Here is a 17,420-nt window from a genome sequence, read left to right on the forward strand (position 1 = left end):
ATCAGGTTGATAGGTCTGAGGTGGAAGCGTGGTGACACGTGGAGCTGACAGATACTAATAGATCGAGGACTTAACCTATATTCTAATGTGAAGCATGAACATTGTTATCTAGTTTTGAGAGAACATTCTCTCCATCAGGTTTGGTGGCGATAGCGAAGAGGTCACACCCGTTCCCATACCGAACACGGAAGTTAAGCTCTTCAGCGCCGATGGTAGTTGGGGGTCTCCCCCTGTGAGAGTAGGACGCCGCCAAGCTTTTCTAAGGATCAGTTCCATACGGAACTGGTCTTTTTTGTTTTTTAAGAAAAGGAACAAACACCCGATCTGACATGGATACATATACTAAACTACCATCTAAAACATTCTTAATTTTGTATACAATTGAAAGCGCTAGGGCATACTGAAGCTATAAGTGGAGGTGTCACAATGAGCAAAAAAGAGCGAGAAGCGATTTGTTTGATTTGTGAAGAGAAAAAGACAAAGGGAATTTATTTATATCATCAGTTTTTGTGCCGAGACTGTGAGCGAAAGTTAATTTCTACATCGACCTCGGATCCTAGCTATTCCGATTATGTGAGAAAGCTTAAAAATCTTCATACGCCGCCTTTGTATTCATAGACCACTAGATGGTCTTTTTTTATGAGCTATAAAGGATTGGTCTTGTTTTTTGGAACTTAGTTTGGACATCATCCGTAATTCATAATAAGATAAACAGAGAGCCTGATTATTCATAGGAGTCGATGAACATGAAATCAATCTTTTATACATTTATATGGGCCATCCTCTCTACTTTTTTTTCGCTTGTGATTTTAACCGTTAGTATTGGGGTTTTCCATCATCATGCTGGATTATCGATACTGTATGCGATGATTGGATGGGGTGTGATGTTTGTAGGGAGCAGATGGACTGCTTTCCAATTGTTTTTAAAGAAACACGGACTGTCTCGTAGTGATTATGTATATATCAAACAGCATTTAAAAGAAGCAGGGCAAAAGCTCGTGCGTTTAAAAAAAGCTTTATTTGCTGTGAAAAACGTACAAACGATCAAACATAATTATGAAGTTCTTCGGCTTGCACGACGAATCTATACAATAACAAAAAAAGAGCCAAATCGATTTTATGATGCACAGCGTTTTTATTTCGAAAGCTTGGATTCTGTCGTTGAACTAACTGAGAAATATGCACTATTGTATAATCAGCCTAATCGTAGTCATGAGCTGGAAATGACATTGAGCCAAACCCGAGTGACATTGACAGAGCTGCAAAAGCAATTGACCAATGATTTGCAGCAAGTTTTAGGAAGAGACATAGAAGCTCTTCATATTGAGCTTGAAGTAGCAGATAAAATGATGAAGAAATAGATGAAAGGAGTCAAACTCGATGAAACCGGAAGATCACGCCACACCATCACCTGCCTCCACTACAGATCTTCAGTTTCGGGTGTTTGATACCTTATCTGATGAGGAGAAAAAAGAAGCCGTGCAGCGTGCTAAGCAGATCCCTGACAATCCGCAAAAACTGCTTTTCTATGGTACACGTGTGCAGGAACGACTATTGGAACAATCACAACAGATGATGAAATATGTTGAGAAAAAAGATATTGATCAAATAGGAGACGTGCTTGAGACCTTTTTGCAGCAGCTGCATGTAGTGGAGCCTGAGGATTTACTGCCAAAGAAACAAGGCTTTTTTTTAAAATGGTTTCAACGGGATAAACGATCTACTCAGGAGATCATATCGCGTTTTCAACATGCAAAATCACAGATCGAGAGATTGTCAGCAAGACTTCGTTATGCAAGAGGCGTATTAATCTCGGACCATATGTTATTAGAGCGTTTATTTGAAGAAAATCAAACTTATTTTCAAGAGATGACGCTGCAGGTCGCAGCAGTTGAAGCGAAAATGACAACGTTAGAGCAGCGGCCTATTTCAGAAACGCAACTTTCTGTTGACCGGACAATAGAGGAGCAATTGATGAGTCAAGAAGTCAATGAGGAAGAGTATGTGGAGAGACTAAAGGAACGAAAGTATGATTTGCTGTTAAGCCGGCAAATTGCATTGCAATGTAATGCTCAAATTCGGATGATCCAGCATACGAATCATACTTTGGCCAATCATATTCAATCAACTGTTTCTGCGTCTATTCCACTATGGATCAACCAAATGTCGATTGCGTTAACGCATATTCAGCAGCGGGCCAACTCAGCTCTTGAGAACCGAATCCAAAAAACATATGAAAAGGTATCGAAGCAGCAGGGACAGCTTCTTGAAGAGGCATCTTTTGCTCCTATAGATACGTTGAAAAAGGTCCAACGTCAATTAGCTGAAACATTACAGGAAACGTTACAGGTGAAAGAGCATGGAAGCCAAGAGCGAGCTCAATTGAAAAGCAGTATGTATGAGGCAGAGCAGCAGCTGGCGAATCCAATAAAGGAATGAGAAACCATCTTTCGGTTCACTTGTTTGAACGTTATAATAGACTTAAGATATCGTTAAAGTGAAAAGGGTCGATTTGTTTGAGAACACCTTTATATACAACATTAGCACAGCATGCGGAAAAGAAGCCTTATTCTTTTCACGTTCCAGGACATCACAATGGAGATGTCTTTTTTGATGAGGCACGGTCCCACTATGCTTCAATCCTTCAGCTGGATGTGACGGAGCTTGAAGGTCTAGATGACCTCCATCACCCGACTGGTGTGATTCAAGAGGCAGAAAATTTATTGACTAAGCTATATGGTTCAGATCAAAGCTTTTTCCTTGTAAATGGCACAACAGTCGGAAATTTGGCGATGGTGATGGCGGCATGCCGCACGGGAGACGAGATTTTTGTCCAGCGTAATTGCCATAAGTCTGTCTTCCATGCGATCGAGCTTGCAGGGGCAACGCCTATTCTGGTAGACGCTGAGATAGACCCACACTTGCATGTTCCAACACATGTGACGGATGATACAGTCAGAAAAGCCATAGCAAGACATCCTAATTGCCGAGCAATCGTTTTGACTTATCCGAACTACTATGGACATGCAGCTGATTTATCAAAGCTGATTCACATGTGTCATGAAGCAGGTGTGGTTGTTTTGGTTGATGAGGCTCATGGCGCGCATTTTGTATTAGGCGGCGCATTTCCTCCATCTGCTCTTTCCTATGGAGCGGACGTGGTGGTACAATCAGCACATAAAACCCTTCCGGCAATGACGATGGGTTCCTATCTTCATCTTCAAGGGGACCGAATCGATGCGAAGCGTTTGAAAACATTGCTCACGATGCTTCAAAGCAGTTCGCCGTCTTATCCAATTATGGCCTCATTAGATGTGGCGAGGGCTTATGTCGAGGAGATCAAAGGAAAAGGGACATTGGATGTAATCATGAAAGAACTGACAGAGCTGAAAGATCAGTTCAACCGTCTGACTCATCTTGAAGTGGTTGAGCCTGACTCGCTGCTTTCCGATCCATTAAAATGCGTCATTCGATCAACAAAAGGACTGACTGGTTACGAACTAAAACGGGTGCTTGAATCAGTGGATGTTCATCCAGAGCTTGCGGACGAACATCAGGTTTTACTTATTCTTAGCTTAGAACAGAGGAAGGACGTTCCTTTCAAGCGGATCGAGCAGGCTCTTAAGCAAAGTGATTCATTGCTCAAAGGAAAAAAACATATCCAAAATGAGACGTTATCTATTGAGACTGATGAGCAAAATCAAGACATAGAGGCTGTCCCATTTGAACATGCAGCAGGCCGGATGAGTGCAGAATCAATTATTCCCTATCCGCCTGGTATTCCTTTGATGATTAAGGGAGAGCGTATTGAGATAGATCAAATTGAGGCGTTAAGCCGTTTGCTTGGACATCAGGTTCATGTTCAAGCAAGTCAGGTCATTCATCAGAGAAAATTATATGTTTATATAGAAGAGGAGACACTATGAGCGGTATGTTTATTACGTTTGAAGGGCCAGAGGGCGCCGGAAAAACGACAGTGATTCGAAAAGTGTACGAAGAAATGGAACGTCAAGGATATGCAGTCATGGCAACACGTGAGCCGGGAGGCATTGAGATTGCTGAGCAGATTCGTGAAGTCATTTTAAATGAAAAAAACACGAAAATGGATGCGAAAACAGAGGCATTGCTGTATGCAGCAGCGAGAAGGCAGCATTTGGCTGAAAAGGTAGAACCGGCATTGCAGCGCGGAGACACAGTCTTATGTGATCGTTTTGTTGATAGCTCTCTCGCTTATCAAGGCTATGCGAGAGGGCTTGGAATTGATCAAGTCAGATCAATTAACGACTTTGCTATTGATGGCACGATGCCGCAAATGACCATTTATTTTTCCATTACACCTGAAGAAGGGTTAAAACGAATTCACGCCAATCAAGGAAGAGAAAAAAACAGATTAGACATGGAGACGCTGAATTTCCACCAGTTGGTCAGAGAAGGCTATGAACTGCTTATTGCGCAATCGCCAGAACGATTCCGTGTAGTAGATGCGTCTCAGCCGATACAGGATGTCTATGAAGAAGTACTTCGGGTGATTCAGGACACATTAAAGAAAAATCAAATATGACCTCATTCCCAATCGTTGTTATAATATAGAGGAAGACATCGGCATGTCACCTGTGCCTAAAACAAAGGAGGCCAATCAAATGAAATTAATTGTTGCCGTTGTACAGGACCAAGATAGCAGCAAGTTGTTGAAAATATTGACTGAACATCATTTCGGCGTGACAAAATTAGCTTCAACTGGTGGGTTTTTAAAGTCTGGGAATACGACTTTTATTATTGGTTGTGATGATGTCCGAGTGGATAAAGCATTACAGCTTATAAAAGAAAATTGCCGCAAACGTGATCAAATGATTGCACCTGTATCTCCAATGGGTGGTAACGCAGATTCATATGTACCATACCCTGTTGAGGTTGAAGTTGGTGGAGCTACTGTCTTTATTCTGCCAGTTGAACAATTTCATCAATTCTAAGGATGGGTTGCTGTGAAAATTAATCAAGATATGCGGCTGCTTTTAGAAAAGCGTGAACTCCAAGGCATTAAAGGAAGCCAAACATCTGCCTCCTTTAAAGCATCGATGGAGACGCAAAGCGGCAAAATGCGCTTAGAGCAGCTGACGGTCATGCTGAGTGATATCGAAGTGTTCGGTAAAAAGCTGACAAAGTCACGAAACCTAAAGGACTTGGCTAGGTTTAAAGGGCTTGTGAAGCGCTTTGTAAAAGAGACAGTCGATAATGGATTCAATATAGAAACATCAAGGAGCTTTGACATTTATGGCAACACGCGTACACTCGCTTTAGTCAAAGCATTAGATGAAAAGCTGATTGAATTAACAGAGGATATGATGGACCAAGAGAAACCTTCTATTGATTTGCTTGAACGTATTGGAGAAATAAAAGGTTTATTGATTAACCTTTACACATAGAGAGTGATAACATGGCAATTAGCTGGGATGACATGAATGATTTGCAGCCGCGCGTCATGCGGCTGATTTTTAATAGTATTGATAAAGACCGACTTGCGCATGCCTACTTATTTGAAGGAAAAAAAGGGACGGGAAAGCTGGATGCTGCGATGCTTTTGGCTAAGAGCTTTTTTTGCTTGAAAGCAGGAGTGAAACCATGTGAATCCTGCCAAAACTGCAAAAGGATTGAGTCAGGAAACCATCCCGATTTACATCTCGTGCAGCCTGATGGTCAATCGATTAAGAAAGCGCAAGTGCAGGCATTGCAAAAGGAATTTACAAAAGCAGGTGTGGAATCTCACCGAAAAATGTATATCATTCTTCATGCGGACAAAATGACGGTCAATGCCGCGAACAGTTTATTGAAGTTCCTAGAGGAGCCTAACCGGGAAACGATGGCAATTTTAATCACTGAGCAATCGCATAAAATGCTGGATACGATTATTTCAAGATGTCAGATGCTTAGCTTTCAGCCGCTGCAGCCGCAATCCTTGGAGCAGCAGCTATTACACGAAGGCGTATCTCAGCATCTTGCAAGGCTTTTGTCGAATTTAACCAATAATTTAGCAGAAGCACTCGAATTAAGTCGAAATGATCAGTTTGCAGAGTCTAGAGCGAAAGTGATAAAATTGTATGAAGTCTTACACCAGCGAAAAGAACATGCATTTTTTTATATACAGGATCAATGGATGCCTTTTTTCAAAGAGAAAGACCTTCAAGAAACAGGTCTGGATATGCTTTTATTTATATATCGTGATGTATTGTCGATTCAAATAGGAAATGAAGATAAAGTCATTTATCAAGACTTATTCCAGACAATGAAGCAGCACGCGCTGCATTCCACACAGCAGATGGTGACGAACCAGATCCTTGCTGTATTAGAAGCGAAAAAGAGACTTCAATCCAACGTGAATGCCCAAGGGCTGATGGAGCAATTGGTGTTGATGTTGCAGGAGGGATAAGTTTGTACAACGTAATTGGTGTTCGTTTTAAAAAAGCGGGCAAAATCTATTATTTCGATCCTAATGGATTTCATATAGAAAATGATAGTTGTGTCATTGTAGAGACGGTCAGAGGAGTTGAGTACGGACAAGTGGTCATCGCTAATAAAAAAGTAGATGAACACGATGTCGTTCTTCCTCTGCGTAAGGTGATTCGTGTAGCAGACGAACGAGACCGGCTCATCGTTGAGGAAAACAAAGAAGCAGCGATGACAGCCTTTGATACATGTCTTCAGAAGGTAAGTGAACACGGGCTAGAAATGAAGCTGGTCGATGTTGAATTTACATTTGACCGAAACAAGGTCATCTTCTACTTCACAGCGGATGGCAGAGTAGATTTCCGCGAGCTAGTGAAAGATCTTGCTTCAATTTTCAAGACGAGAATTGAACTTCGCCAGATTGGTGTAAGAGACGAGGCAAAAATGCTGGGCGGCATAGGTCCTTGCGGGCGAATGCTTTGCTGTTCGACATTCTTAGGAGACTTTGAACCAGTATCCATTAAGATGGCAAAAGACCAAAACCTGTCGCTAAATCCTACAAAAATTTCAGGGCTTTGCGGCCGTTTGATGTGCTGCTTGAAATATGAGAATGATGAGTATGAAACAGCGAAAGAACAATTGCCCGATATCGGTGAAACGATTCAGACATCTAGTGGCTCTGCAAAGGTAGTAGGGCTCAACATTTTAGAACGAATTTTGCAAGTTGAATTAACCGGGCAAGAAAAAGTGATAGAATATACTTGGGAAGAATTATTACAAGAAGGCGTTGTATCTGCACAAACAACTGAGTAACGAGGTGTGCCACCTTGGATAAAAAGGAACTATTTGATACGGTGATCAATTTAGAAGAACAAATCGGTTCTCTTTATCGCCAGTTAGGTGATTTGAAAAATCATATCGGTGAAGTGATTGAAGAAAATCATCAGCTGCAGATGGAGAATCAGCACTTGCGTGAACGTCTGGATCAGTCTGATCGGGACAAATCGTCTGAGACAGAGAATGATTCTGCTCAGAAGCCAGGTCATTCTGATATAGGAGAAGGTCATGATAACCTGGCTCGGTTATATCAGGAGGGCTTCCATATTTGTAATGTACATTATGGGAGCATTCGTAAAGAGGGAGACTGTTTGTTCTGTCTGTCATTTTTAAATAAAAAATGAGAAAAGGCTTCCGCTGAATCGGAAGCCTTTTTCACAGGAAAAGAAAGGATACATCATGGTTTCGTTAAGAGAAGATGAACGATTAGATTACTTGCTCGCCGAAGATATGAAGATTATTCAAAGTAAAACGGTTTTCGCCTTTTCATTGGACGCAGTATTATTAGCGAAATTTGCGTATGTGCCAATCCAAAAAGGAGAGATCATTGATCTTTGTACGGGAAATGGCATTGTGCCATTGCTGCTTTCGACTCGATCTAAGGCCTCCATTACTGGGGTCGAAATTCAAGAACGGCTGTTTGATATGGCAAAAAGAAGTGTGGCGTATAATCAACTTGAAAAGCAAATTAAATTGATTCATGGTGATTTGAATGATATGCCAGCACGCTACGGCAACCACAAAGTAGATGTCATCACATGTAATCCGCCATATTTTAAGACACCTTCTAAGGAAGAAATCAATGAAAATGAATACTTGGCAATTGCTCGGCATGAAATCCATTGTACATTAGAAGATGTCATTCGTGTTTCTTCCACGCTGCTGAAGCAAGGAGGTAAACTGGCGATGGTTCATCGACCGGGACGGCTGCTTGAGATTGTGGAATTGATGAAGAAATACCGAATTGAGACAAAACGAATTCAATTTGTTTATCCCAAACAGGGGAAAGAAGCCAATACCATCTTAGTAGAAGGTATAAAAGATGGAAAACCAGATCTGAAAATCCTCCCGCCTCTTTTTGTTTATGGAGATGATCAAGAGTATACAGAGGAAATCAGGACGATACTGTATGGAGAAGCATAATCATTATTTCTATGTATTGAAATGTGCAGACGGCAGCCTATATGCAGGTTATACAAATGATTTACAAAAAAGACTGACGACCCACAATAGTGGAAAGGGAGCAAAGTATACAAGAGCAAGACGGCCGGTTGAGCTGTATTATCATGAATGTTTTGCAACCAAAAGAGAAGCCATGCAGCAAGAATATCGTTTTAAAACGTGGACGCGGAAAAAGAAAGACCTTTATATAGAAGAAAAGCGAATAGAAAAGGAGGCGGCACATGAAAACACAGAAAAGCTTTGATGGTCAATCAGATATGGGCATTCTATATCTCGTCCCAACCCCAATTGGCAATTTAGAAGATATGACGTTTCGAGCCATACAAACATTAAAAGATGTAGACTATATTGCCGCAGAAGATACAAGACAAACGAAAAAACTTTGTCATGTCTATGAAATTGATACGCCATTAACGAGTTATCATGAGCATAACAAAGACAGCAGCGGCCACAAGTTAATCGAATGGTTAAAAGAAGGAAAAAACATCGCACTCGTGAGCGATGCTGGTTTACCGACGATCTCAGATCCAGGTGCTGAAGTGGTTCGAGACTTTACTAATATCGGCGGCTATGTCGTTCCGTTACCTGGAGCAAATGCTGCACTTACAGCACTCATTGCATCAGGGATTACACCTCAGCCATTTTTCTTTTATGGTTTTCTTGACCGACAAAAAAAGGAAAAGAAAAAACAGCTCGAAGCTTTGAAGAAGCGTCAAGAAACAATCATTTTCTATGAAGCGCCCCATCGATTAAAAGAAACGCTGACTTTGATGAAGGAAGTGTGGGGCAACCGGAATATCGCCATTACGAGAGAACTAACGAAAAAATTTGAAGAGTTTATTCGTGGAGATTTAGAGTCTGTGCTGACATGGGCCGCCGAGCATCAAATCCGGGGTGAATTCTGTCTTGTCGTACAAGGTAATGATCAAGATGAAGAAGAGTTAAATGAAGATGTCTGGTGGAAGTCCTTATCTGAAAAGGAACACGTGATCCATTACATAGAAGAAGGATTAACGTCGAAGGAAGCCATTAAACGTACAGCCGTCGAACGTGGTGTACCAAAGCGCATGATATACGATGCCTATCATATTGAACAATAAAGAAAGGTTCTTGCAAACGGTGCAAGAACCTTTTTTATATCAAACTTATTTTTGTGATTGAAGTTGGTTTTGGATTTCGTTAATAATTTGCTCTGCACCTTCACGGCTAAGAACTAATTTACCATTAGCAAGTTTAAGGTTATCGTCTGATACTTCACCTGTAACTTGGCAAGTCATGTTTGGTTTATATTTTTTTAGGATAATTTTTTCATCATCAACATAAATTTCCAAAGCGTCTTTTTCAGCGATTCCTAGAGTACGGCGAAGTTCGATTGGAATCACCACGCGCCCTAATTCGTCAACTTTACGTACAATACCTGTAGATTTCATCTTCATTCTCCTCCCAAAGAGTTCTTATTCTTAATATAATATTATCTTCGTCATTATTCGACAAATTCCTTACATTCATAGCATAACAAGGTTTCCATAAATCGTCAATCATTTTGTTTACTATTGTTTGTAAAATATGACTCTTAAAGTCAAAAGACCTTGAAACTATTGATTTATAAGGATTTCTCGGGTTTTTTCTATGAAAATATGAGAAATGACGAGTTCAGATTAACAAGACTTTTGCCCTAAATTAGACAATTGTAAATCTGGAAATAGATTTCATACGACAATATTCGACAAAATGTCGACAGGTTTGTCGTTTTTTTCGAAAAACTCATCTTTTTCGATCATTTCATCTTGTTCTATGTATATATGCTTGATCTTAAAGGCTAAGATGGTATCATAGAGAAAGCACAAGTGCAAAATTTAATGAATTGATCTAACACATTTTCATGTAATGATGATAACCGCTCTCGTCCATTGGGCGGGAGTTTTTGACATTTACACACATGCAGGAGGTTCCGACATGCCGGAAAAGAAAAAAACGTTTTATCTGACAACACCTATTTACTATCCGAGCGGAAAATTACATATTGGACATGCTTATACGACAGTAGCAGGGGATGCTATGGCTCGTTATAAACGTCTTCAAGGCTATGATGTGATGTATTTAACGGGTACAGATGAGCACGGACAAAAAATTCAGCAAAAAGCTGAAGAACAAAATATTACACCGATCGAGTATTTAGATCCGGTCGTGGCAGACATTCAATCATTATGGAAGAAACTCGACATTTCGAATGATGATTTCATCCGTACAACAGAAAAAAGACATACGAAAATCATTGAGCAAGTGTTTCAAAAGCTGCTTGATCAAGGTGATATTTATTTAGATCAATATGAAGGCTGGTACAGTATTCCTGATGAGACATTCTATACGGAAACACAGCTTGTGGATGTTGAGCGGAATGAAAAAGGAGAAGTCATTGGCGGGAAAAGCCCTGACAGCGGACATCCTGTCGAATTAATTAAAGAGGAATCATATTTCTTCCGTATGAGTAAGTACGCGGATCGTTTACTAGACTATTATGAGAAGAATCCAACGTTCATTCAGCCTGAATCAAGAAAAAATGAAATGATCAATAACTTCATTAAACCAGGTTTAGAGGATTTGGCTGTATCAAGAACAACCTTTGATTGGGGAATTAAAGTTCCTAACAATCCAAAACACGTCATCTATGTATGGATTGATGCGTTATTCAACTATTTAACTGCGATTGGCTACGGAACTGATCAGGATGAAAAATATAAAAAATATTGGCCTGCTAACGTGCATCTCGTAGGGAAAGAAATTGTACGCTTCCATACGATTTATTGGCCAATTATGCTGATGGCACTAGATCTGCCGCTGCCGAAACAAATTTTCGCACACGGCTGGCTGCTGATGAAAGATGGGAAGATGTCTAAATCAAAAGGGAACGTAGTAGATCCCGTCACATTAATTGATCGCTATGGCCTTGATGCCCTTCGTTATTACCTCCTTCGTGAAGTACCATTTGGTGCGGATGGTGTGTTTACACCAGAAGGATTCGTGGAACGTGTAAACTATGACCTTGCCAATGATTTAGGTAACTTGCTTAACCGTACAGTTGCGATGGTACAAAAATATTTTGACGGTACATTAAGCAGCTATAAGGGTCCAGTTAATGAGTTTGATGAGGAACTTAAAGCGGTAGCTGAGCAAACAGTCAAAGCCTATGAAGAAGCGATGGAAAACCTTGAATTCTCGGTGGCTCTTTCAAATGTTTGGACATTAATCAGCAGAACCAATAAATATATTGACCAGACAGCTCCATGGGTGCTGGCAAAGGATGAAACAAAACGAAAAGAGCTGCATTCTGTCATGTATCATTTAGCAGAATCACTGCGCATCACAGCGGTTCTCTTAACGCCATTCCTAACGAAAACACCTGAGAAAATCTTCTTCCAGCTTGGCATTGAAGAAGAGAAGCTTAAAAGCTGGGATAGCATTCTATCTTTTGGTGCCATTCAACAAGCGACGGTACAAAAAGGAGAGCCTTTGTTCCCTCGTTTAGAGGTTGAAGAAGAAGTAGCGTATATTAAAGAGAAAATGCAGGGAAGTGCACCAAAGGAAGAAGGGAAAGTTGAAATAGAAGAAACGGAATTACCTGAGCTTGGAGCAGAAATTGCATTTGATGATTTCTCAAAAGTTGATCTTCGAGTAGCACAGGTACTGGAAGCAGCCCCAGTGAAAAAAGCGGATCGTCTCTTAAAGCTTCAGCTTGATTTTGGATTTGAAAAAAGACAAATTGTTTCAGGGATTGCCAAGCATTATCAACCTGAGGAATTAGTAGGGAAAAAGCTCGTTTGCGTAGCGAATCTCACACCAGTCAAACTCAGAGGGGAAATTTCCCAGGGAATGATTTTAACTGGAGAAACTGATGGGAAATTGCAGGTTCTTGAAGTAGACCGATCTCTAGCAAATGGAACAAAAATTTTATAAATCAACAAAAGGTGTTCCACGTGTAACATTTCGTCGGACACCTTTTGTTTTTTAGAAGAATTGTCGAAAGGAGCAATCAACGATGTTATTTGATACACATGCCCATTTAAATGCTGAACAATATAATGAAGACTTAGAGCAGGTGATCGAAAGAGCGAAAAGTGAAAAAGTCGAAAAAATCGTGGTGGTAGGGTTTGACCGCCCGACAATTACGAGAGCAATGGAATTAATTGAAGAGTATGATTTCATCTATGCTGCCATTGGCTGGCACCCAGTCGATGCCATTGATATGACAGATGAGGTTTTGCTGTGGATCAAAGAATTATCTCAACATGAAAAAGTCGTTGCGATTGGAGAAATGGGTCTGGATTACTATTGGGACAAGTCGCCAAAAGATGTACAAAAGGAAGTCTTTAGACGTCAAATTGCTCTTGCGAAGGAAGTGAATCTTCCAATCATTATTCATAATCGTGACGCAACGGAAGATGTCGTGACGATCTTAAAGGAAGAGGGAGCGGCTGATGTTGGAGGGATTATGCATTGCTTTACTGGCAGCCTAGAAATCGCAAAAGCGTGTATGGATATGAACTTTTATATTTCATTCGGTGGACCCGTGACATTTAAAAATGCCAAAAAACCGAAGGAAGTTGTCAAGGACATACCAAGTGACCGGCTTTTAATTGAAACAGACTGCCCTTACTTAACGCCAGCGCCATTTAGAGGGAAACGTAACGAGCCAAGTTATGTGAAATATATCGCAGAACAGATCGCGGAGTTACGAGAAACAAGCTTTGAAGAGCTTGCTGAATTGACCACAAAAAATGCGAAAAAAGTTTTCGGTATAAACTGACAGTATATGATGTCAATCCTTGTTTAAGCTTGTCCAATTGTGAAACATAACGAAAATGTTCTACACGTTTGCGCCTCCTCATAGGATAAGTTGTCGATAAGTCTTTCTTCCCTTCCTTCCATCAATCTCCCATAATAGGGTTACAATCGAGCATTTTTGTACAGTGGGAGGAAGGGTTGACAGGTTTTGAGATACTCTATATAATCTCTCCGAGGAGAAGGAGGCGTTTTTCATCGTACAAAAAATGAAAAATCTGTTTTCTGTTAAGCTAGGAAAAGGCAAGGTTTTATTACTAGTTGTTTGCTTGCTTTTAGCTGGAACTGGGACGGCTTACGGTGCGCATGAGCTCACTAAGCAGTCTATTACCATTTCAATCAATGGTAAAGAGAAGACAATTCGTACACATGAAGAGACAGTAGCACAGCTGCTTTCAGACCTTGGAATAAAGACCAGGGCGGAGGATCATATCTCTCCAAGTCTAAATACAAAAATTGAAGACAACATGAACATTGTGTATGATGCGGCTATACCGGTTCATCTGACCCTAGATGGGAAAGAGAAAACGATATGGACAACAGATCAGACGGTTGGAGCATTATTGAAGAATGAGAAGATAGATATTGGGAAGCACGATCAAGTAACTCCAGGAAAGAATGACAAGATTAAAAAGGATATGAATCTTGTGGTTCAGCAGGCCTTCCAGGTCAGCGTAAATGATGGAGGAAAAGATAAAAAGGTGTGGACCACTTCGACTACGGTCGCTGACTTTTTAAAGCAACAAGAGCTGAGGCTCAAGAAGCACGATAAGATCAAGCCTGCGTTACATAGTAACCTTTCTAAAAAGAGCGCAGATATAAAGATCACTCGGGTGGAAAAAGTCACCGATGTAGTGGAAGAGAAAATTGCTTTTGATACCAAACATAAAAAGGATCGTTCTCTTGAAAAAGGAAAAGAGAAGGTGCTTAAAAAAGGTGAAGAAGGTAAATTGAAGAAGCACTATGCCATTGTGAAAGAAAACGGCAAAGTGGTGTCTAAAGAATTGATTAAAGAAGTGACTGAAAAAGATAGCAAGGATCGTTTAGTGGCTATTGGTACACAAGTGTCCAATAAAGAGCCTAAAGCGACACCTGCCGTTTCAAGAAGCAATGAATCGTCTGGAAAAGAATTTTATGTGGCGTCGACAGCCTATACAGCGAGCTGTGCTGGATGTACGGGCAGAACGTCAACAGGCTTTGATTTAAAAGCAAATCCGGGTGCAAAGGTTATAGCAGTAGATCCGAGTGTCATTCCGCTAGGCTCTAAAGTGTATGTGGAAGGCTATGGATATGCCGTTGCATCAGACACTGGATCTGCTATAAAAGGGAATAAAATCGATGTGTTCGTCCCAAATAAGTCGGCAGCTTATCAATGGGGAAATAAACGAGTGAAAATTAGAGTACTCAAATAAACACATCAAATCATTTATATGAACAGAGGGCTTTGCGCACCCTCTGTTTTTTTGGTTATAATAGAAGCACTGTTTTCTAATTAATTAGACGCAAAAACAGCATGAAAGGTTTCATTTTTTAACCAAAAATTGTTTATTGTTTTTGCAAGCGGAGGAATACATGAAAATCAAAGAAATCATTGTGGTGGAAGGTCGTGATGACACTGCCAGAGTGAAGATGGCAGTTGATGCAGATACGATCGAAACAAACGGATCAGCTATTGGTGATACAGTTATTCAACAAGTGCGTCTTGCTCAGGAGACGAGAGGGGTCATTATTTTAACTGATCCTGATTTCCCTGGTGAGAAGATCCGGAAAACCATCGCAGAAGCGGTTCCTGGCTGTAAGCACGCATTTTTGCCAAAACATCTTGCGAAGGCGAAGCGGGACAAAGGAATTGGTGTCGAGCATGCTTCCTTGGACAGTATTCGAGAATGCCTAGCCCATGTCCATGAGGAAATGGAAGAATCGGAAAGTGACATTACATTAGATGACTTATTTGACGCAGGCCTTATCGGAGGAGAAGCATCAAAACGCCGCCGCGAACGACTAGGTATGCTTTTAAATATAGGATATACCAATGCGAAGCAGCTGCAAAAGCGCCTTCACATGTTCCAAATAACCAAACATGATTTTATTGCGGCCTTAAAGACCGTCATGCAGGAGGAAGCCGATGAATAAAGATATTGCGACACCCATCAGAACGAAGGAAATACTGAAGAAATACGGTTTCTCTTTTAAAAAGAGCTTAGGGCAGAACTTTTTAATTGATACAAATATACTCGATCGTATTGTCGATCACGCAGAGGTGACGGATGAGACCGGCGTGATTGAGATTGGGCCTGGTATCGGTGCATTGACCGAGCAGCTCGCTAAGCGTGCAAAGAAAGTCACTGCTTTTGAAATCGATCAGCGTTTATTGCCCATTTTAAACGATACGCTTTCTCCATATGATAATGTCACGATCATTCATCAAGACGTATTAAAGGCGGATGTGAGGAAGGTCATCGAGGAAAATTTTGCTGACTGTAAAGAAGTGATGGTTGTCGCCAACCTTCCATATTACGTGACGACACCGATTATTATGAAGCTGCTTGAAGAAAACCTTCCATTGAAAGGGATTGTCGTCATGCTGCAAAAAGAAGTAGCAGATCGTATGGCAGCAGTCCCTTCATCAAAGGAATACAATTCGCTGTCTATCGCAGTTCAATACTATACGGAAGCGAAAACAGTAATGGTTGTGCCTAAAACGGTTTTTGTTCCACAGCCTAATGTGGATTCGGCTGTGATTAAACTAACCGTTCGTGAAACGCCTGCTGTCTCAGTAGAAAATGATGCGTTTTTCTTTCAATTGATCCGTGCGAGCTTTGGTCAGCGCCGAAAAACATTGATGAATAATCTCATGAACAATTTACCTGATGGAAAAAAACATAAAGCCATCATCGAAGAAGCACTTCAAACAGCAGACATTGATGGAAAGCGCCGCGGCGAGTCATTATCCATTGAGGAATTTGCCTGTTTGTCGAACGTTTTACAAAAAGCTCTGTCTTAAGGGCTTTTTTCTTTTGTTTTTCACCACTTTGTTCGTTCGGGCATAGGCTAGAAAGAACAGCACACATGAAAGAAGAACATATTTTAGCGTAAGACGATACCAACAGGATATGAGCCTGATTGTGGAGTGAAAAGCATGCAATTTCAAATAGGAGATATGGTGACAAGGGCATCCTATCAAATGGATATTTTGTTTCGAATCATTCGAATTGATGAGACCGATCAGCACGAAGCTACCGCCATATTGCATGGGAATGAAGTGAGGCTGATTGCTGATGCCAAGTTGTCAGATCTCGTCAAGGTTCAAAAAGAGGAACAGCTGACTAGAGAGAAAAATGACGAACGAAAAATCAATGAATCGCTTGACTTACTTAGACAGGATTATCAGCTGCTGCGGGAAAAACAAGAGTATTATACTTCTGGACAATATCAGCATCAAGAGCAGTATTTTCACATGCCTGGAAAGGTCCTTCATTTAGATGGAGATGCTTCATACTTAAAGAAATGCTTAGATGTATATGAACGAATTGGTGTACCTGTGTATGGTGTACATTGCCATGAGAAGAAAATGCCAAGCATGATTGACTCGTTAATTGATCAATATCGACCTGATATTTTGGTCATCACAGGACATGATGCGTATTCCAAGCAAAAGGGCGGCGTACATGATATCGGTGCCTATCGCCATTCTCGTCATTTCGTTGAAACGGTTCAAAAAGCAAGACGGAAAATTCCTCATTTAGATCAGCTTGTGATCTTTGCAGGTGCCTGTCAATCTCATTTCGAATCATTGATCCAAGCAGGTGCCAATTTTGCGAGCTCGCCTTCCCGTGTGAATATCCATGCGCTCGACCCCGTCTATATCGTTGCGAAGATCAGCTTCACTCCATTTGTAGATCGAATCAACGTGTGGGATGTGCTCCGAAATACATTAACAAGAGAAAAAGGCCTCGGAGGCATCGAGACGAAGGGCGTTCTAAGGGTAGGTATGCCATATAAAAGAGACCATGAATCGACATAACCCGACTGATTTCAGTCTGGTTTTTTTTATGTTCAAAAAGAAATTGCAAAAGGATACATAATTCACCGGAATTTGAGAAAAATAGGGAGAAGAAAAG

Annotated in this window: 20 protein-coding genes and 1 rRNA gene; 20 read left to right on the forward strand and 1 reads right to left on the reverse strand. The window is 40.8% G+C overall.

Annotated features, from left to right (window positions below; translation table 11 throughout):
- Positions 1–139 precede the first annotated feature (139 nt).
- From rrf to rsmI, 14 genes are all read left to right on the forward strand, one after another.
- Positions 140–255: ribosomal RNA gene (rrf, locus tag C6Y02_RS18495) — 5S ribosomal RNA — on the forward strand.
- 171 nt (positions 256–426) lie between these two features.
- Entirely contained in the window at positions 427–618 is a 192-nt protein-coding gene (locus tag C6Y02_RS18500; protein WP_003217973.1) for a sigma factor G inhibitor Gin, read from the forward strand.
- Positions 619–746: 128 nt separating this feature from the next.
- Positions 747–1,361, forward strand: coding sequence for a 5-bromo-4-chloroindolyl phosphate hydrolysis family protein (locus C6Y02_RS18505; protein ID WP_106031933.1), 615 nt, complete (start codon positions 747–749; stop codon positions 1,359–1,361).
- A gap of 19 nt (positions 1,362–1,380) precedes the next feature.
- Positions 1,381–2,439 (forward strand): toxic anion resistance protein, encoded by a 1,059-nt coding sequence (locus C6Y02_RS18510; protein WP_106031934.1) that lies wholly within the window; start codon positions 1,381–1,383, stop codon positions 2,437–2,439.
- A gap of 77 nt (positions 2,440–2,516) precedes the next feature.
- A complete protein-coding gene (locus tag C6Y02_RS18515) occupies positions 2,517–3,926 on the forward strand; it encodes an aminotransferase class I/II-fold pyridoxal phosphate-dependent enzyme (protein ID WP_106031935.1) in 1,410 nt (469 codons plus the stop codon).
- Entirely contained in the window at positions 3,923–4,561 is a 639-nt protein-coding gene (tmk, locus tag C6Y02_RS18520) for a dTMP kinase (RefSeq protein WP_034665671.1), read from the forward strand. Before C6Y02_RS18515 ends, tmk begins: the two co-directional genes overlap by 4 nt.
- Positions 4,562–4,640: 79 nt before the next feature.
- Positions 4,641–4,970, forward strand: a complete 330-nt coding sequence (locus C6Y02_RS18525) for a cyclic-di-AMP receptor (RefSeq protein ID WP_024425625.1) — start codon at positions 4,641–4,643, stop codon at positions 4,968–4,970.
- A gap of 12 nt (positions 4,971–4,982) precedes the next feature.
- Positions 4,983–5,423 (forward strand): YaaR family protein, encoded by a 441-nt coding sequence (locus C6Y02_RS18530; protein ID WP_034665673.1) that lies wholly within the window; start codon positions 4,983–4,985, stop codon positions 5,421–5,423.
- An 11-nt stretch (positions 5,424–5,434) separates the two neighbouring features.
- On the forward strand, positions 5,435–6,424 hold the full coding sequence (gene holB, locus C6Y02_RS18535; RefSeq protein WP_106031936.1) for a DNA polymerase III subunit delta': 990 nt from the start codon (positions 5,435–5,437) through the stop codon (positions 6,422–6,424).
- A gap of 2 nt (positions 6,425–6,426) precedes the next feature.
- Complete coding sequence (gene ricT, locus C6Y02_RS18540) at positions 6,427–7,254, forward strand: competence/sporulation regulator complex protein RicT (protein WP_012008643.1); 828 nt, start codon at positions 6,427–6,429, stop codon at positions 7,252–7,254.
- A 14-nt stretch (positions 7,255–7,268) separates the two neighbouring features.
- The gene (gene yabA / locus C6Y02_RS18545; protein WP_003217957.1) at positions 7,269–7,622 is read left to right on the forward strand and encodes a DNA replication initiation control protein YabA; all 354 of its coding nucleotides are present in this window, start codon (positions 7,269–7,271) and stop codon (positions 7,620–7,622) included.
- A 55-nt stretch (positions 7,623–7,677) separates the two neighbouring features.
- Entirely contained in the window at positions 7,678–8,421 is a 744-nt protein-coding gene (locus C6Y02_RS18550; protein ID WP_106031937.1) for a tRNA1(Val) (adenine(37)-N6)-methyltransferase, read from the forward strand.
- Entirely contained in the window at positions 8,408–8,704 is a 297-nt protein-coding gene (locus C6Y02_RS18555; RefSeq protein ID WP_106031938.1) for a GIY-YIG nuclease family protein, read from the forward strand. Before C6Y02_RS18550 ends, C6Y02_RS18555 begins: the two co-directional genes overlap by 14 nt.
- The gene (gene rsmI, locus C6Y02_RS18560) at positions 8,682–9,560 is read left to right on the forward strand and encodes a 16S rRNA (cytidine(1402)-2'-O)-methyltransferase (protein WP_060595349.1); all 879 of its coding nucleotides are present in this window, start codon (positions 8,682–8,684) and stop codon (positions 9,558–9,560) included. The genes C6Y02_RS18555 and rsmI overlap by 23 nt, the downstream gene beginning before the upstream one ends.
- Before the next feature lie 45 nt (positions 9,561–9,605).
- Here the strand turns inward: rsmI and abrB are convergent, their stop codons facing one another.
- Positions 9,606–9,896 carry a transition state genes transcriptional regulator AbrB gene (abrB, locus tag C6Y02_RS18565; RefSeq protein WP_087975202.1) on the reverse strand — a complete coding sequence of 97 codons (291 nt, stop codon included), beginning with the start codon at positions 9,894–9,896 and terminating at the stop codon, positions 9,606–9,608.
- A gap of 520 nt (positions 9,897–10,416) precedes the next feature.
- Between abrB and metG the strand changes: the two genes are divergently transcribed.
- The 6 genes from metG to yabG all read left to right on the forward strand — a co-directional run bounded on the left by metG (position 10,417) and on the right by yabG (position 17,323).
- A complete protein-coding gene (metG, locus tag C6Y02_RS18570; protein WP_106031939.1) occupies positions 10,417–12,414 on the forward strand; it encodes a methionine--tRNA ligase in 1,998 nt (665 codons plus the stop codon).
- Between the two features lie 82 nt (positions 12,415–12,496).
- Positions 12,497–13,264, forward strand: coding sequence for a TatD family hydrolase (locus tag C6Y02_RS18575; RefSeq protein ID WP_106031940.1), 768 nt, complete (start codon positions 12,497–12,499; stop codon positions 13,262–13,264).
- 244 nt (positions 13,265–13,508) lie between these two features.
- Positions 13,509–14,711 carry a G5 and 3D domain-containing protein gene (locus C6Y02_RS18580; RefSeq protein WP_034665691.1) on the forward strand — a complete coding sequence of 401 codons (1,203 nt, stop codon included), beginning with the start codon at positions 13,509–13,511 and terminating at the stop codon, positions 14,709–14,711.
- A gap of 160 nt (positions 14,712–14,871) precedes the next feature.
- Positions 14,872–15,432, forward strand: a complete 561-nt coding sequence (gene rnmV / locus C6Y02_RS18585; RefSeq protein ID WP_060595350.1) for a ribonuclease M5 — start codon at positions 14,872–14,874, stop codon at positions 15,430–15,432.
- The gene (rsmA, locus tag C6Y02_RS18590; RefSeq protein ID WP_060595351.1) at positions 15,425–16,303 is read left to right on the forward strand and encodes a 16S rRNA (adenine(1518)-N(6)/adenine(1519)-N(6))-dimethyltransferase RsmA; all 879 of its coding nucleotides are present in this window, start codon (positions 15,425–15,427) and stop codon (positions 16,301–16,303) included. The genes rnmV and rsmA overlap by 8 nt, the downstream gene beginning before the upstream one ends.
- Before the next feature lie 135 nt (positions 16,304–16,438).
- Complete coding sequence (gene yabG / locus C6Y02_RS18595; RefSeq protein ID WP_012008652.1) at positions 16,439–17,323, forward strand: sporulation peptidase YabG; 885 nt, start codon at positions 16,439–16,441, stop codon at positions 17,321–17,323.
- The last annotated feature ends 97 nt before the right edge of the window (positions 17,324–17,420 follow it).

Origin of the sequence: Bacillus sp. NMCC4, from assembly GCF_002998555.1 — a bacterium.
Taxonomy (GTDB): Bacteria; Bacillota; Bacilli; order Bacillales; family Bacillaceae; genus Bacillus.